The sequence below is a fragment of the Vibrio sp. 1-1(7) genome (genome assembly GCF_013048485.1).
GTDB classification, from domain to species: domain Bacteria; phylum Pseudomonadota; class Gammaproteobacteria; order Enterobacterales; family Vibrionaceae; genus Vibrio; species Vibrio fujianensis.
Genome location: NZ_VHSP01000003.1, coordinates 50733 through 67059 on the forward strand (window position 1 = coordinate 50733; position 16327 = coordinate 67059).

Annotated in this window: 12 protein-coding genes and 2 pseudogenes; 9 read left to right on the plus strand and 5 right to left on the minus strand. The window is 43.8% G+C overall.

The window, feature by feature from the left end:
• Positions 1 to 113 precede the first annotated feature (113 nt).
• From FKN05_RS11785 to FKN05_RS11795, 3 genes are read right to left on the minus strand one after another with little or no spacing between them, the layout of a single operon-like run.
• Positions 114 to 338 carry a hypothetical protein gene (locus FKN05_RS11785; protein WP_079325090.1) on the minus strand — a complete coding sequence of 75 codons (225 nt, stop codon included), beginning with the start codon at positions 336 to 338 and terminating at the stop codon, positions 114 to 116.
• A gap of 1 nt (position 339) precedes the next feature.
• Positions 340 to 624: a helix-turn-helix domain-containing protein gene (locus FKN05_RS11790; protein ID WP_170887598.1), complete on the minus strand. Its 285-nt coding sequence runs from the start codon at positions 622 to 624 to the stop codon at positions 340 to 342.
• Positions 621 to 2315, minus strand: coding sequence for a DUF927 domain-containing protein (locus tag FKN05_RS11795; protein ID WP_170887599.1), 1695 nt, complete (start codon positions 2313 to 2315; stop codon positions 621 to 623). Before FKN05_RS11795 ends, FKN05_RS11790 begins: the two co-directional genes overlap by 4 nt.
• A 464-nt stretch (positions 2316 to 2779) precedes the next feature.
• Here FKN05_RS11795 and FKN05_RS11800 point away from each other — a divergent pair, with 464 nt between their 5' ends.
• The 9 genes and pseudogenes from FKN05_RS11800 to FKN05_RS16915 form a co-directional block, all read left to right on the plus strand.
• The gene (locus FKN05_RS11800; protein WP_170887600.1) at positions 2780 to 2995 is read left to right on the plus strand and encodes a helix-turn-helix domain-containing protein; all 216 of its coding nucleotides are present in this window, start codon (positions 2780 to 2782) and stop codon (positions 2993 to 2995) included.
• Between the two features lie 45 nt (positions 2996 to 3040).
• The gene (hsdR, locus tag FKN05_RS11805) at positions 3041 to 6556 is read left to right on the plus strand and encodes a type I restriction-modification system endonuclease (RefSeq protein ID WP_170887601.1); all 3516 of its coding nucleotides are present in this window, start codon (positions 3041 to 3043) and stop codon (positions 6554 to 6556) included.
• A gap of 64 nt (positions 6557 to 6620) precedes the next feature.
• The gene (locus FKN05_RS11810) at positions 6621 to 8174 is read left to right on the plus strand and encodes a class I SAM-dependent DNA methyltransferase (protein WP_170887602.1); all 1554 of its coding nucleotides are present in this window, start codon (positions 6621 to 6623) and stop codon (positions 8172 to 8174) included.
• Complete coding sequence (locus tag FKN05_RS11815; protein ID WP_170887603.1) at positions 8171 to 9709, plus strand: restriction endonuclease subunit S; 1539 nt, start codon at positions 8171 to 8173, stop codon at positions 9707 to 9709. Before FKN05_RS11810 ends, FKN05_RS11815 begins: the two co-directional genes overlap by 4 nt.
• The gene (locus FKN05_RS11820; RefSeq protein ID WP_170887604.1) at positions 9706 to 10500 is read left to right on the plus strand and encodes a DUF3800 domain-containing protein; all 795 of its coding nucleotides are present in this window, start codon (positions 9706 to 9708) and stop codon (positions 10498 to 10500) included. The genes FKN05_RS11815 and FKN05_RS11820 overlap by 4 nt, the downstream gene beginning before the upstream one ends.
• Positions 10501 to 10691: 191 nt before the next feature.
• Complete coding sequence (locus FKN05_RS11825; RefSeq protein WP_212752282.1) at positions 10692 to 12437, plus strand: AAA family ATPase; 1746 nt, start codon at positions 10692 to 10694, stop codon at positions 12435 to 12437.
• The gene (locus FKN05_RS11830) at positions 12437 to 13588 is read left to right on the plus strand and encodes a hypothetical protein (protein ID WP_170887605.1); all 1152 of its coding nucleotides are present in this window, start codon (positions 12437 to 12439) and stop codon (positions 13586 to 13588) included. The genes FKN05_RS11825 and FKN05_RS11830 overlap by 1 nt, the downstream gene beginning before the upstream one ends.
• 277 nt (positions 13589 to 13865) lie before the next feature.
• Positions 13866 to 14145 (plus strand): annotated as a pseudogene (locus tag FKN05_RS11835) (ATP-binding protein); the annotation flags it as partial.
• 48 nt (positions 14146 to 14193) lie between these two features.
• A pseudogene (locus tag FKN05_RS16915) lies at positions 14194 to 14445 on the plus strand (hypothetical protein); the annotation flags it as partial.
• 73 nt (positions 14446 to 14518) lie between these two features.
• On the opposite strand, the gene FKN05_RS11840 reads toward FKN05_RS16915, so the two are convergent.
• Entirely contained in the window at positions 14519 to 15607 is a 1089-nt protein-coding gene (locus FKN05_RS11840; protein ID WP_140061463.1) for a helix-turn-helix domain-containing protein, read from the minus strand.
• 5 nt (positions 15608 to 15612) lie between these two features.
• Positions 15613 to 16209 (minus strand): hypothetical protein, encoded by a 597-nt coding sequence (locus FKN05_RS11845; RefSeq protein WP_055453336.1) that lies wholly within the window; start codon positions 16207 to 16209, stop codon positions 15613 to 15615.
• Between the last annotated feature and the right edge of the window lie 118 nt (positions 16210 to 16327).

Sequence of the window (16327 nt, forward strand, 5' to 3'; positions counted from 1 at the left end):
TGCTCGCAGAATAGCATTGATAATGCCCTTTAAATCAATGCTTTCAATCAATTATGGTGAGTAATCAATATTTGTTACTCACCGATATACTCACCAAAACAATTTTGGTTAACTTACTGATGTTGCATCCACAGCAGCAGATCGGAGAGTAACCAAGACTTGGTTGTACCAACTTGCTTGGCTGTCGGAACTTGACCTTTTCTGTTTAGTCGCCACCATGTGGTGTTGCTGACCGAGGTGATCTGTTTGCGCTCAGCTTCTCTCACTAGGCGCTCCGATTCACCGTATGCACTCAAAATCTCCGCTCTTTGTGCAAGAGTAGGTTCAGTATAATTCATTTTACTTCTCCTCTTCCACACGATGGGACATCAACCAAGCATCGAGATCATCACGTTTGAAGTACAGTTTGCGATTTGGCTTGTAGTGCGGAATCTGCTTGGCATGGGTCAGCTTATATATGTACTTAACTGACAAACCAGTGTATTGGGCGGTCTCTTCAGCACTAAGAAACTGCTTTTGCGATGTGATCAGAGTGCGTAGCTCTTCTGTTGCTGCTTTGATATCTGCCAGAAGCGCTTTAACTTCCGCTCGTTCCTTCTGGGAAATGGGAAAGTGGGAAATCATGCCTCACCTCCTTGTTGGAACTGGCTGAAATCAATGTTGATATTGAGGTCCTTTGCAATCTGGCTAGGAAATAGTTTGAAGTGCCTTTCTGCCTTCCCTGAAATGCTACTTTTAAATGTGCCTCGTGACGGTTCGTTAGTTTGAAGCCAGCCTTGTTTTTTCAATATCATGGCGGCTTGAATAACTTGATGATCAAATTCGAGTTTAAGGCCAGTTTTAAAAGCATCACGGCGGATATGCCAGCTCAATTCATGACTGCTCAGTTTCCACCATCCGACCTTAGTCTCCGCACCTTGTGGTTTGATTGAATACTGGCTCTTGGGAAGAAATTTGCGCAGTTGCTCACGAATATGTCGTTCCTCGTAATCAGATTCTTCGCTGTAGTTGGCTAGCCATGCTTCAAAGACTTTACCGACCTCATATTTTACTGATCCTTTTTCCCAAGGGAGAGTGCTCAGTTCGATAGCGAGTTCACCGACAGCAGCAAGGAATGCAAAGCGATCCAAAGCAAAAGAGATTTGGTTACTTGGATTAATCTGAAGATCTTGAATCCAAGCTTGGGAAATCTGTTTTACATGTTTGAGTAGTTTATTCTTTAAATCCGAAATCGCAGAGACCTGATTCAAAAATGGCTGTAAAGCGGTGCCATATTGCTCTGATGTTACATCAGCAATCCGTTCAGCGAATTCTTTTGGCGATTTAGATCCATGTAAGTTTTCAAATACACCAAATGTTTGAAACAGAGGAATCTCGAAAAAGCGCATAAGTTGGCCTGCTTGTGGCTTTTCATTCGACTTTGCTAGTTTTTGCTCCAGACTAATTTCACCGGTTGATAGACCAATCAAGCTCCAGAAATCCTGTGGTCTGTTAGCTAGTTTTTTCTCGCTACGGAGCTTGGATACTCCATTTCCTAATTGATAGATAGATTCAGACACCTCGTCAGGTTTAGCTTGGTTAAATTCATCAAGTAGCACAAGCATGCCGTTTCTGTTTGTAGCTCGACGTTCAAGGCCAACATCAGTACTTTTCCATGTGTCTCGATATTGAAAATCAGAATAAACGGATGCTGATAAACGTATTAATGTTGTTTTGCCATTTTTGGATGAACCCATCAGATGAATTAAGAATGAGTCCCAACCAAGTTTTTCGAGTAATGGTGCTGCAAATGCTGCACACAAAGCGACCATCATCAATGCATTACCTTGGCATAGTGCAGCGACGGAATCTTGCCATTCAAAAAACGTTCCATTGGAGTTAAGCTTTTCTGGCGCATCACCCGTGTACATAACCTCCTGTTCTCCAAATCCAGCGACCCAGCTTGGTGTGACAAATTGGCCAAAAAACCAACCAGTTTTCTCTACGGTTACTACTGTTTTATCTGGATTTTCAGACATAAGGTAGTCGAGAATAAAGTGCCAGTACTTTGCTTTGTGGTGAATAAATAAACCAGTATCAGCTAATGCTTGAAGCATGCTTTTACCACCGTCAGCCAAAATATCTCTCATTTTGAAAACGCGCTCGTGAGCATTTCCTGAGCGAGATGTCCACTGCAAAAGCACTCCGAAGTCTTTCATAAAGGTTGGATCATAGGTAAAGGCTTTCACATGGGTTGGCCCTGCGATTAGTATTGGATCCTTATCTTTTTCTTCTAGTATCAAGCCAACTTTCTTGGCTATAACGTTCTGGTTCATAAAAAATTCCTATTCAATAAATAGGCCGCGGCGCTATAGTTTTCAGCTGATTTCAGTTCATTTTGTCGACACCGTTATGGTATTTCAGAGGCTTGATTTTTTAGCGCTCTGAAGTTGCCCCTAGAGGGCCATTTGGCCGTTATTTTTGTAGATTTTTCCTGTTTTACTTTCACATGTGAAAGTCATGGCGCAGTACTGAAATAAATTGAAAAAACAGAAGAGGGGAACAAAAAAACTGTTGTAGTAAGTGTACCGCTTTCGAACGGTGCCGCTCTATCGGTACAGCTTCCGCTGCATTCACTGTACTGATAGAGCAAGTTAGAGTTATTTTGAGTACGGGAAGAGGGTTAACACGAATTTCATCCCGCCGCTAATAATTTCATTTCAAGTTGTATTTTTTCTCATCGCGAGGAGTTTGTGATAAAATCTTGTTCCTCATAACTTCATCTATATGGATAGAAAATATGATTCGATGCCATCTTGCTCGCTTAATGGGAGAACGTAAGCTGCGTATTGCAGACGTTGTCCGTGAAACGGGCCTTAGTCGCAATACAGTCACGCTGCTATATAAAGAAACAGCCCAAAAAGTGGACTTGGAAGCGATTGAGTGCTTGTGCGTTCTATTTGATTGCAATGTGGGAGAGCTGCTGGAGCGGGATAATACTCAAGAACAAGCTTGAATTTGGCTTTAGTACCAAGAATTAAGTAAGGATACGGAAGGTAAAATGCAGACAACATCAAACTTTGTTTTTCTGAAAGAACACGACCCACTTTTTGTTGAACTAGCCTCTGGCGCTGAGCGTGTTTTTTCCAGCGACCCCAATACAACGTTAATCAAACTCAGACAACTGGGCGAAGCGTTGGCTCAACACATTGCAGTATTGGTCGGAGTCGAGTTTGATGAGAAAACTACCCAAGCCGACCTTTTATACCGTCTCAACCGTGAAGTTAAATTCGAGCCAGTGGTACGTGAGCTTTTCCATACCTTACGTATTGAGGGCAACAAAGCGACTCATCAGTTTAAAACGCAGCATAAAGAAGCCCTTGATGGGCTAAAAGTGGCACGAGCTCTTTCGATATGGTTCCATCAGTCTTTCGGTAAGCAAGGTACCGCCTTTAAAGCTGGACCTTTTGTACCTCCGTCAGATCCAAGTAGCGATCTTCGTTTACTTCAATCGGAAATAGAGAAGCTAAAAGCCGAGCTGACTCAAGCGAATGTTGAGCTGGACTCCAGCAAGCAATTTAATGACCTGATTAATCGGGAAAAGGCCGAATACGAAGCACTTGCGTTGGCGATGGATGAAGAGTCAAAGCAACTGTCAGAACAAGCAAAAGCGCATGAGCAGGCGCTATCACAGCAGCAAAAAGAGTACGAATCCAAGTTACAAGACCTACAAAAACAGCTTGAGCAACAAGGTGAAAAAGCTGCTGCGGCACAAAAGCAGCAGGTAAGCAGTAACACTCGTAGCGCCAGTCAGCAGATTGTTCTGAGTGAAGAGCTTACCCGAATTCTTATTGATCAGCAGCTAATCGAAGCCGGTTGGTCTGCCGACAGCCAAGAGCAAACCTTTAAAAATGGCGCTCGCCCAGAGAAAGGCGTCAATAAGGCCATTTCTGAGTGGCCAACAAAGCACAATGGCAAGGGAGGCCGTGCAGATTATGTGCTGTTTCATGGCCTGACACCGATTGCTGTGGTTGAAGCTAAGAAAGAAAACACCAATGTAGCAGGAAAAATTACTCAGGCAGAACGATATAGCCGAGGATTTCAGGTCGATTCTTCCATGGTTGGAGCTTGGGAATTAGAAGGGCTTACTATTGCATGGCCTGATGAGGATGAAGGCCACTACAAGGTTCCATTTGTCTATTCCTGCAATGGGCGTCCATATATCCCACAGCTTGCTGAGCAATCAGGCACTTGGTTCCGAGATGTACGTGAGCCTAGCAACACTAAGCGTGCTTTGCAGCAGTTCCATACGCCTGATGGTCTGCTAGACCTACTGAAACGAAGTAAACAAGAAGCAGAGCAAGTCTTACAGCAAGAAGGTTTTGCTTACCTAAAGTTGCGTAGTTACCAAGAAAAGGCAATCACTGCCGTAGAAAACACCTTGGCGCAAAATATTCGCAGTGCACTGCTGGCCATGGCGACTGGTACCGGTAAAACCCGAACAATCATTGGCTTAATGTATCGTTTCCTGAAGGCTGAGCGTTTTAAGCGCATTCTATTTTTGGTTGACCGGACAGCTCTTGGGCAGCAAGCCATAGACTCATTCAACGAAGCCCCACTTGAGCAAAACCAGACTCTCTCCAAGATCTACAATGTTGCAGAATTGGGAGATATGGCTGCTGAAGCTGAAACACGGGTGCAAGTTGCCACCGTTCAGGCCATGGTTAAGCGCATATTTATGTCGGATAACCCACCACCTGTAGATCAATTTGATTGCATCATTGTCGACGAAGCGCACCGTGGTTACACCCTAGATCAAGAAATGACCGAGGGTGAATTAGCAACAAGGGATGCAAGTCAGTATCTCTCTAGTTATCGCCGAGTTTTGGATTACTTTGACGCGGTCAAGGTCGGGCTAACTGCAACCCCAGCTAAGCACACCAGCGAGATTTTCGGTAAGCCGGTTTACACCTACTCCTACCGTGAGGCGGTCGCCGATGACTGGTTGATCGATCATGAGCCCCCGATCCGCTATGAAACTTTGTTGACTCAAAAGGGCATAGAGTTTGAAAAAGGGGCGAAAGTCTCTGCCATTAACACCCAAACCGGTGAAGTAGAATCGTCGGAACTTGAAGATGAACTGAAGTTCGAGGTCGATGCGTTTAACCGTCGCGTCATCAATGAAAATTTCAATCGGGTGATTTGCGAGCAACTGGTGCAGGAGCTTGATCCATTTGGTGATGAGAAAACCATGATCTTTTGTGCCACCGATCTCCATGCTGATATGGTTAAGCGGTTGTTGGATGACGCTTTCAAAGAGCTCTACAACGGCGAGTACAATCAGGCGGCAGTTGCTAAAATCACTGGCCAAAGTGACAAAGTTGATCAGTTAATTCGTCAATACAAAAACGAACGTTATCCCAACATTGCTATTACGGTTGACTTACTGACGACCGGCATCGATGTGCCAAAAATTTGTAACCTAGTTTTCCTACGTCGGGTAAAATCTCGCATTCTCTATGAGCAAATGGTTGGCCGTGCCACCCGCCGTTGTGACGAGATTGGTAAAACCGTATTCCGTATCTACGATCCTGTAGATATTTACGCTGCGCTAAGTGAAGTCAACACGATGAAGCCGTTGGTGAAAGACCCCAATATCACCATCGAGCAACTTGTTGATGAGCTTACCGACCCTGAAAAGTTGGAGCAAGCCCTAAGAAGCCCAGGTGAGCAGCAGGGAGAGTCGCACGCAGATGTGGTACTTAGTCAGCTAAGCCAAAAACTAATGCGTGTACTACGTAAAGCGGAGAAAAAGGCGGAATTTAAGCCTGAGCTTAAGAAAAAGCTGGATGAGCTGCAAGAGATGTGGGGAGTTGAGCCTAAGCTGCTGCATAAACACTTGCACCAACTGGGGCCTAAACAAGCTGCACAGTTTGTGATCCAACAAAGTGGCTTACTCAGTCAATTAGCTGAGGTGTCACTGCTAATCGGTAGCGAAAGAAAACCAGTGATTTCAGATCATGAAGATGAAATTCGAGACCGTAGTCAAAGCTATGGTGCACATCAACGCCCAGAGGATTACCTAGACAGCTTTAACCAGTTCATCAAAGAGCAGCTGAATCAGTCTGCGGCTTTGGCTGTGGTTGTAAACAAGCCCCGCGATCTTACTCGCGAGCAACTTAAAGAGGTTCGCTTGTTACTTGATGGTGCTGGTTACTCTGAAGCTAAATTACAAAGCGCGGTACGCAATCAAACCAGCCAAGACATTGCAGCCAGCATTATCGGTCATATTCGTCGTGCTGCCTTTGGTGAGCCCTTGGTGCCATTTGAGCAGCGTGTTGCTCAGGCAATGGATCGCATTTATACCACTCACCAATGGATGCCTGCACAGCGTAAGTGGCTCGATCGCTTAGCTAAGCAATTGGTACATGAAGTCATTGTCGACCGTGAATTTGTCAACCAACGCTTTGCTGATCATGGTGGGGCCAAGCAATTGGATAAAATTTTAGTTAACCAGCTAGACACCGTACTGGCTGAGTTAAGTGAAGCGATGTGGCCAACTCAAGCCGCGAGCTGAACCCGGAACAGATTAAGTGCCTCCGCCAAATGTCATGGCATAAGTAGGCAAAATAGGAAATAAGATGACTAACGATAATATCGTACAAAAACTGTGGAACCTTTGTGACGTGCTGCGTGATGATGGCATTAACTATTCGGACTATGTCACCGAGCTAGTACTACTGTTGTTTATTAAGATGGTGCATGAGAACACCGAAGCAGAAACGTTAGATAAACATACTTTGCCAGAGGGGTGTCGTTGGACTGACCTGAATAGCAAATCTGGTCTGAACCTGCTGAACCACTATAAGCAGATGCTGTTAGACCTGTCTAAAGACAGTGACCCTTTGATTAGCGCCATCTACGCCGACGCGCAAACCCGTTTACGTGAGCCGCGCCACTTAGAGCAATTAGTGAAATCTCTGGATCAAATCAAAGACTGGTTTAGTGATGAGAAAGATGGTCTAGGTAACCTTTATGAAGGCTTGCTGCAAAAGAACGCGAATGAAACCAAATCAGGTGCAGGACAGTATTTCACGCCACGTGCTTTGATTGATTCTATGGTGCGCTGTATTCAACCTCAGCCTGGAGAAGTGATCCAAGATCCAGCAGCAGGTACTGCAGGCTTCTTGATTGCCGCTGACCGCTACATGAAAGATCAGACCGATGATTACTTTGACTTAGATGCAAAACAGCAGGCATTCCAAAAGAACAAAGCGTTTATTGGGGTTGAGTTAGTACCATCTACACGCCGCCTAGCGCTGATGAACTGCTTACTGCATGGAATGGAAGGTGACGACGAAGGCGTGGTGTATTTAGGTAACGCTCTGGGCCAGGTTGGTACGAGTTTAGAGAAAGCCGATATTATCCTCGCCAACCCTCCTTTTGGTACCAGTAAGGGCGGTGAAGCATCCATTACTCGTGATGATTTAACCTATCCAACCAGCAATAAGCAGCTAGCGTTTTTGCAGCATATCTATCGCAATTTAAAGCCTGGCGGTCGAGCTGCCGTGGTATTGCCTGACAATGTTCTCTTTGCGGATACAGACAAAGGTAAAGAGATTCGTCAAGATTTAATGAACAAATGTAACCTTCATACCATCCTGCGTTTACCAACCGGAATATTTTACGCTCAAGGTGTGAAAACCAATGTGTTGTTTTTCACTAAAGGCAGCGCAAAGAATAAGCTTCAGGAAGAAAATTGCACTGAAAATGTCTGGGTTTATGACTTACGTACTAATATGGATAGCTTCGGTAAACGTAATCCATTTAATGACTCCCATCTCGCACCATTTGAAAAAGTGTATGGCGACGACCCAAATGGTCAGAGTTCCCGTCAAGAAGGTGAATGGTCGTTTAATGCCTTTGAAATTGATGTAGATAAAACTGCTTCTGAAGAAAACCAAAATGTAGATGATGACTTAGCTCATAGTCGTTGGCGTTGTTTCAGCCGCGATTGGATTCGTCAAAGTAAAGGTGATTCTCTTGATATTAGCTGGTTAAAAGACAAAGACAGTGTGGATGCCTCAAGTCTTCCTGAGCCTAGTGTGTTGGCTACTGAAGCAAAAGAACAGCTAGTAGTTGCCTTGGCTGAATTAGACGCAATTCTTGTGTCATTAGGTAAAGGTGAGCAATGATGAAAAATTTGTCTTTACCTAATTCGTGGGCTTCATGTGAAATCGAAGACATCTTAGAGGCTCAGTCGGATGGCAAACTCATTCATCAAGGGTGGAGTCCGCAATGTGAGAAGGAGCCAGCGGGTCCTGATGATTGGGGGGTGCTGAAGACAACTGCAATACAGGACGGTTTCTTTTTGGAACACGAAAATAAACGGTTACCAGAAAGCAAAGAGCCGAAAACTAGGATAGAGGTAAAAAACGGTGACTTACTAGTAACCAATGCGGGCCCCAGATCTCGCTGTGGGGTTATTTGTTTTGTTAGAAACACCAGAGACAAACTCATGATTTCAGGAAAAATGTATCGGCTTAGGTTTCCTGAAGGCTTGATTTGTCCTGAATACATAGAGTCATGGCTTAGAACATCATTTGCTCAGAAAGCATTAAATGAAAGAAAAACGGGCATTAGTGAAAGCGGTCTGAACATGACGCAGGTAAAGTTTAAGACATTGCCTATCGTGGTAGCCCCGTTTGCTGAACAGAAAGTCATTACAGAAAAACTAGATACTTTGCTCGTACAAGTTGAAGCAACTAAAGCTCGCCTTGAAGGTACTCTCAAAACGTTAAAGCAGTTCCGCCAATCGGTACTGGTAGATGCGGTGAGCGGTAATTTGACTAAAGACTACAACTTTGCAAGCAACGATTATTTCGAAAAAATAAACAATGAGATTTCTTCCAATAGAAAACTTAGCCGCATTAGTTCTTTAAGCAATGAAGAGGTTGAGTTAGCGCAACTCCTTTTTAACTCGAAATTTAAAAAGGAGTGGATGTTTTATGCACTTGAACAGTTAGTCGATGAAACTAGAGGCATTCCCTACGGTATTGTTCAAACGGGAGAAGCTCAGGATAAAGGGGTTCCAACAATCCGTTGCGGTGATGTTAAACCTCTATCAATAGATAGCCGCCAACTGAAATTAGTACATCCTGAAATCGAGGAGAAATACTCTAGAACTCGATTGATTGGTGGCGAAGTGATATTAGCTATACGAGGTACGGTAGGCAATGCTTCAGTCGTTCCGAAAGAGTTAGCGGAACATGGCCTCAACATTAGTCGTGAAGTGGCCATGATCCCAGTTCGTCCATCAGTTAATGCAGACTTTATTGCTCTACTTTTACAATCTCCAGGTGGGTATAGAGCATTAGCTGAAAAAACTAAAGGAGTTGCGCAAAGAGGTATAAATCTCGCTGATGTAAAAAGATTTGTTACTCCTCTTCCCTCATTAGATGAGCAAAATGAAATTGTGCGTCGTGTAGAAGGGTTATTTGCTAGCGCAGATGCAACCGAACGGCAAGTCAACAAAGCACTTGAACGAGTAAATTACCTCACACAATCCATTCTTGCCAAGGCTTTCCGTGGTGAACTAACCGAACAATGGCGCAAAGAAAATTCTGAGCTAATTTCTGGCGAAAACTCAGCAGAGGCACTACTGAAAAAGATTAAAGCTGAGCGTGCGGTTGCTGCACCGAAACGTAAAACAAGGAAGAAAGCGGGATGAGTGAGAAGCTGCAAGCCGAGGAGGCTTTAGTTGGCCAACAACGTGGGTTCAGTGATTTTGTGGTTTATGTCGATGAAAGTGGCGATCACAGCTTAACCTCGATTGATAAAGACTACCCCGTTTTCGTACTGGCGTTTTGCATCTTCTACAAAGGGCAATACTTATCCAACGTTGTACCACAGCTGCAGCAACTCAAGTTTGACTACTTTGGCCATGATTTGGTTATTCTACACGAGCATGAAATTCGCAAGGAGAAGGGGGATTTTACCACCTTTAAAAACCGTGCCGACAAGATGCAGTTTATGGGGCGTTTGAGTAAGGTTATTGATAGTAGTAACTTTATTCTTGCCTCCTGCGTGATTGAGAAAAACAAGGTTAAAAACCCCGCAGAGATTGGTAACCCTTACCATGTGGCACTTAAGCACTGCTTAGAGACTTTGTATGACTTTGTAACGGAAAAAGGCCAGCAGCATCTAGAGACGCACGTTATCGTTGAGTGTCGTGGTAAAAAAGAGGACAACGAGCTTGAACTGGAGTTTCGCCGTATTTGTGATGGTGAGAACAAGTACCAGAAAGATCTGCCCTTTAAGATCCGAATGGCATCAAAAACCTCGAACTCTGCTGGATTACAGTTGGCAGATCTAGTTGCAAGGCCAATTGGCCGACACGTGTTAAAACCAGAACAAGCTAACCAAGCATTCGATATTTTACAGAAGAAATTTTACTGCGAAGGTGGTCGCTGCGCTGTCGGTGAGGGATATGATCAGTGGGGGCTAAAGCACTTTCCTTAATCAGGACAATTACTTGAAGGAATTTTCCAAGCTCTAGATAGCGAAAAACCTCGATGATACTCACCGAGGTTCCAACGCCGACCGGGCACTCCCAATCCACTTGCGCTTAGTATAGTAGACTGTTCGGCAAAAATTCAAGCACTATATTACCACATTGCGTGGTAAATCGTTTTCCCCATAAGCGTGGGGTGATGGCGCAAGCGTATAGGATAACACTCGTGAAGTTACTCTCGTTAAAACTGAACGGCCAGTACAAAGGGCTTAAAGATCAGTATTTTGATTTCTCTCGAACTCAGGGAAACATAGTCGCATTAATCGGTCTCAACGGTTCTGGTAAGTCACAGCTATTAGAGTTGATCGCCGAGGCATTTGCGTTTCTAGAGCGTACTCAACGCAGCGATTTTAAGGTGAAAACGCCACTTGGTTTTGGCTTCGAACTAACGTACCAGTTAGGCGGAACCACGGATCATAGTGCAGGTAGCCCTGGAATGGAGTTCGGTAGCCCGCTAGCGGTGGCGGGGGGGATTTCTAACCCCAGATTCAAAGTCACATTAGACCAGACTTCTAAGCAGCCTAGCGCTTTTGTTTGGCTCGCAGGGAAGTGGAATGAAATTCGAATCGAGGAGTTAGAGCTCCCGTTCATTGTGGGTTACTCATCAGGACAAAATGAAAACCTGCAACGCAGCTTTATGAAAAATGCGGTGCAGTATTTTGAGGTGCAACGTATTAGGCTTAGGCGCCGCAAGGAGTTATCAGGCAAGCTTGAAGACTTTCAACATGCTGAAATTAACCGACAATACCTAGATAAATACCCGCATATTTTCTCTCCAACAGAAGGGGAGGCATTTGATCAAGATGGCTATCTTGCTCTACGGGAAGCAGATACCCCGATTAGCCGAGCAATCTACCTAGACTACGATAGCGCAGGCTTAATGCTCGCTTGTTTGGCAGTGCTTCCGGTTGGTGATGTTGAGCGCTTATTGAGCGAGGTGACGTTTAAGCATCCTACTCGGATAACTTTACAGTATGATTTTCGCGGCGGCGTAGCTGAAGAGGATGCCATCCGTGATATCAGGATGCTGATGCGTATTGCAGGAGAAAGTAGCTTTAACCCTATCGGAAGAGAAGCTACGTCAAGTCAATACGATACTTATGAGCTTGAGTATCTTGCTGGACAAATCACCCTCGACCTAACAAATCAAAATGTGGCAGCAGATCTGCGAGAATCGAACTATGGTGACCCAATAACGTTATTTCGCCGGCTTTATAAGTTGCAGCAGCTAGGCGTTAAAAATTTACAGTACGCTTCGCGATTGCAATTGCAGAAAGACAACTTTCTTGGAACGGTGAAGAAACCGCTTAAGACTAAACTGCCGTTATCGATCACTGAGTTAGTTTTGTCTGATGGTAATGACAGAACTGTATGCTTGGATGATTTATCAGATGGTGAGGCACAGTTAATTGAAGTTCTTGCCACCGCAAGGATTTTTAGTCCTGAGCGAACCTTGTTCTTATTCGATGAGCCGGAAACCCATCTTAATCCCTCATGGCGTACGTATTTCCACAGTCATCTAAGCAAGGCGATGGTGCCTTCAGGTAATAGGGAAGCTCAAGCACAGGTCTTTCTATCAACGCACTCCCCATTTATGGTGTCCTCATTGAAGAAAGAAGATGTGCTGTTCTTCGAGCGCGACGATGAAGGCCTTATCAAGATGGAGCCAGTTGGCAGCCAAACCTATGGTGCTTCTTTTGAAGTGTTGATCAAAAACCACTTTGGTTTACGCTCCCTTATCTCTCAAACAGTTGTCGAAGCTGTAAAAGAATATCTACCTAAGGATGAGCGTCCTGAGTCACTAGCCGATGCCCGTGAGTGGATTGAGGAAAATCTCGGTGACTCGATGGAAAAAGCTTACTTGCTAAGGAAGTTGCAAAGCTAATGTTGTTTCCATTGAATCCCAATACCCCTCAGTGCCGTGTTTTTGAGGTACTAAATAGTGAGCTTTTGCATTTCTTAGAGGCAGCTGTTCAGGCGAACAGCTTCAATCAAGATCTGTTTTCTCAGTACCAACATGACGGTCAACAAAAAAGAAGTGTCTGTTGGAGCAACAAGGCTACGAAAGAAAAGTTTCAAGCGCTATGGCGTGCTTTAGAGCCTTTAGAACAAGAGCCTAGGCGTGAACTATTTGAACTTGTTCAAAATTGTCAAGATATTGCGGTGTATTTTGATGATTTAGTGGCTCCACTACCAGAGTTAGAGGATGACTTGTTTGAAGTGTTTAAGTCTCTGACATCTCATTTATTTACTCGGACTAAAGATTTATCTGGAGCAAAGCAACAGGCTGATAGTTCGATAGAGCAACACTTTCAAGAGTTTAGGCGTGAAAACAATAATTCCCAATTGTGCTTTTTATGTGGTACCTCACTACTGTCGCAAGATAGAACAAACTTAGATGATGATGAGCAATGGCGAGCCGATTATGACCATGTGCTTTGCAAAGATAAATACCCGATTTACACAGCTCACCCTGGAAACTTCATTCCGACTTGCCATATTTGTAACAGCAAGGCAAAAGGGGCGAAGAACGTTCTTGTTGACTCACAAGAACAACGTCGAGCGGCTTTTTATCCCTTGCCACCATCACAAGAGTCATGCCATCAGTATGCTTGTATAGAGCCTAGTTTTAGAGGGTTAGCTGAACTGCATGGTGGAGATTGGCAGGACCCAATAGCCTCGGCTCCAGTTACGTTTCCCACTGCGCCCGCTGAGATCGCTGTCAAAATCAGTGTTTGGAAAGAGGTTTATCAAGTTCCTAGCCGAGTTGAAGAGCATGTTATAACCCACTTCTGTGAACGGGTAGCCTCGGACTTGATGCCACAGGACTTCAATGATTTTTGCAACCAGTTAAACCGGCATACCCAGCGGTTTCCCTTGGATGTTAAGAAAGCTGAGTGGCGGTTTTGGTGGTATCGAGTTTATGAATTCTTAGCTAATAAAGATCAGGGATACTTGCGTGATGTTTGGTCACTGATTGAATGGAAGCAAACAGTCGCTAATGATGGTGACCTGTTGGCGGAGTTTGGTTTTTAGCAAACTCCCCTTGGAGGGGAACTTTCACATGTGAAAGTGAAGGTAAAGGCCCCAAAACTTATTGGCTAGCTTAACGGTAAGTCCCATTGCGCTTAAAGGCTACGTATCGTAGTCCCAAATAATAGGGAATTTATCGCCACTTGTCCCATTAGAGGTAACGGCTATTTTCATGGAGAACGAAGCGAAGAGTCCCAAAAAAGATAGTTATCTGGAAAGGAATTGGAAAGGTCCCGTTATTACTATTAGAAAAAGCTATTTTTCTATAGGTGCCTTGGATGAATTGCTGATACTGGACGATATCGGCTACGTCAAAAAAGAGTGATAGTGAAAACCAAGTGCAGTTCGAACTGATCGCACACCGATACGAACGAGGCGGTTTATTGATCACATCAAACCAAGCATTTAGTGAATGGGATCGTATATTCGGCGATAACATGATGACAGTTGCCGCTATAGATCGACTTGTTCACCACAGTGATATTTATAAAATTGAAAGAGAAAGTTACCGCAAAAAACAAGCAATGAAAGTAAACTCAAATACTGGCCAAGTTAATTGACGCCGACCGGACAAGTTAGTTGACGTCTCATACGCGAGAAAGCCTGACGGAACGATCGCAGTTGATATCGTCGATCCACATAGCTTGCATTTAAGCGATGCCTTGCCTAAGTTGAAGGGACTTGCTGAATATGCAGAGAAGCATGCAGGGAAATATCGTCGAATAGAGTCTGTTGCGGCCTTTAATGGGAAGTTAAAGGTGTTAGCTCTCATGGAGCCAACGGTGAGAAAACAAGTTTTAGATTCAGATAATGCTAAATCGCTTTTCGAAAGTGAGTTGGCCTTTGATTATTTGAACTAATTTTCTATATGGATTGTTAAATGGCCAATCGGTGTCCCTTAAGATGGGTTACTAGTTGGCCATTTAAGATAGTTTAAACGGAACGTAAAGGTGGAGGGGGTAACATTAGACTGTAACGCTCCTTCAAAAGCTGTCGGCTTAAACCACTATTAGCGATAAGGTTTTCAAGAGTGTGAATATCTAGTAATTCTATAGCTCTTTGAAGCATCATAGGGTGCTCTATATTCATCAGTTCATCTCCTCTTTCAACCTTTGCAAAGCCATTTCTTGAGAGGTAGATATAACCTGATTTAGCTTTGTCACTAGTTATCAGTCCGAGAGCTTTTGCTCTATATAGAATTGCCTTAAGGCTGACGCCCCATCGAACTTTCATTTCAACAAGCGCATCCCAATTAAAGTATGAGCCTCTTACTCTTGGAAACTCTGCGACGAAAGAGCTTCTTGGCATTAAAAATGCGCTAGCAAAGTTATTGGCTTGTTGTTCAGTGGTTCGACAACCTGTCTCAATACCTTGGTGCATAATGAGATGGCCTAACTCGTGTGCAAAATCAAATCGGAGCCTACCTGGACTCTGTTTCGTTGTATTTCTTACGATTAATGGACGAGACGTATATATAGAGAATGCGTCAATGCGTTCATCAGCATCAGCAAGATTGACAACAATACAACCTAGTTTCTCTAGCAATTTTATCATGTTAGATATCGGGCCTAAGCCAAGACCGAACTCTTTTCTTGCGCGTTCAGCGAGAAGCTCAATATCTTTCACCGACCTGAACTCATGATCTTCTGCTGAAAAAATGCTTACTTCCGGAAAGCCCACTTCATCTTCTATAGCAGAAACAAAATGACTATCAAGCATTTCTACTTGAGCCATTATTGTTTTTTTGAGTGTCTGAGTTGACGATCTCAAGCTTCTAAAATGGCATTGTTCAGCTTCAATGGTCTTTGCTCTTGGCCTAAAGAAGAAGCTTGTATGGACCGAAAGAAGACTACTAAGAAGTTCTATTTGTGCATCCGATGGAGAAGCATTGTTTTCTAGCCTAGACGCATATTGTCTTGTTACCTGTAAAGCTTCTCCTACATCTGCTAGCGATAGACCAGCAGCTACTCGCGCCAATTTTAGTTGCTCGCCGTTAAAACGATTAACAGCTTGATAAATCATTTCTTTTACTCATCAGAGACCTTTTTTTGTACTTTCTTTTTACGAACCAATAATGGCTCATCAATTTCAACCGACTCTGGTTTGTCTGTAACAACTGGACCAGTTACAACTGTGTCGTATTCCCAACTGCATATAACGTTGCTATTGCCGTTGAAACCCAACAAAGAAATAGATGGGGAATAATCAACACCATTAGATATAGGATTTAAGTAAAATCGCCAAATCAATGGGGTATCAACATAGTCTTCCTCTAATTCAAGAGATATTTGATGCTTTTCAACAGCATTGCGTTTAAGGCGATGTTGCTTGCGAGGTGAGTGAGGGTCATCTACAACAAATTGAACAAGAGTGTTTCCAACTCTAGCAGTGTAATCCATTGTTTGGTTGGCAAGTGTGAGCCATGGATAAGCACTGTCTGAGTGCATACGGATTAGCATTCCCTGTGGTAAACCATAATTTGCAGTGCCTTTAAACCAGGCCGTCGCATTGGGACTTTCTGAGTAATGATGGGCCTCATCGAGCACATCGAGTAGGTTTTCACTCAATATGTGCAAGCGTTCTTCCGTTAGGTCTGGAGCATAAAATTCAGGTTTTTTGGTCATTCGTTCTATCCGTATGCTGGGTTAAATTATGCAAAAGTTGTGAAATGTAAACTCATTCTATGCCTTTTTTTGTTTTTGTCAACCAGGGTGGTTACCAAAAAGCAACCACTAGGTAGCT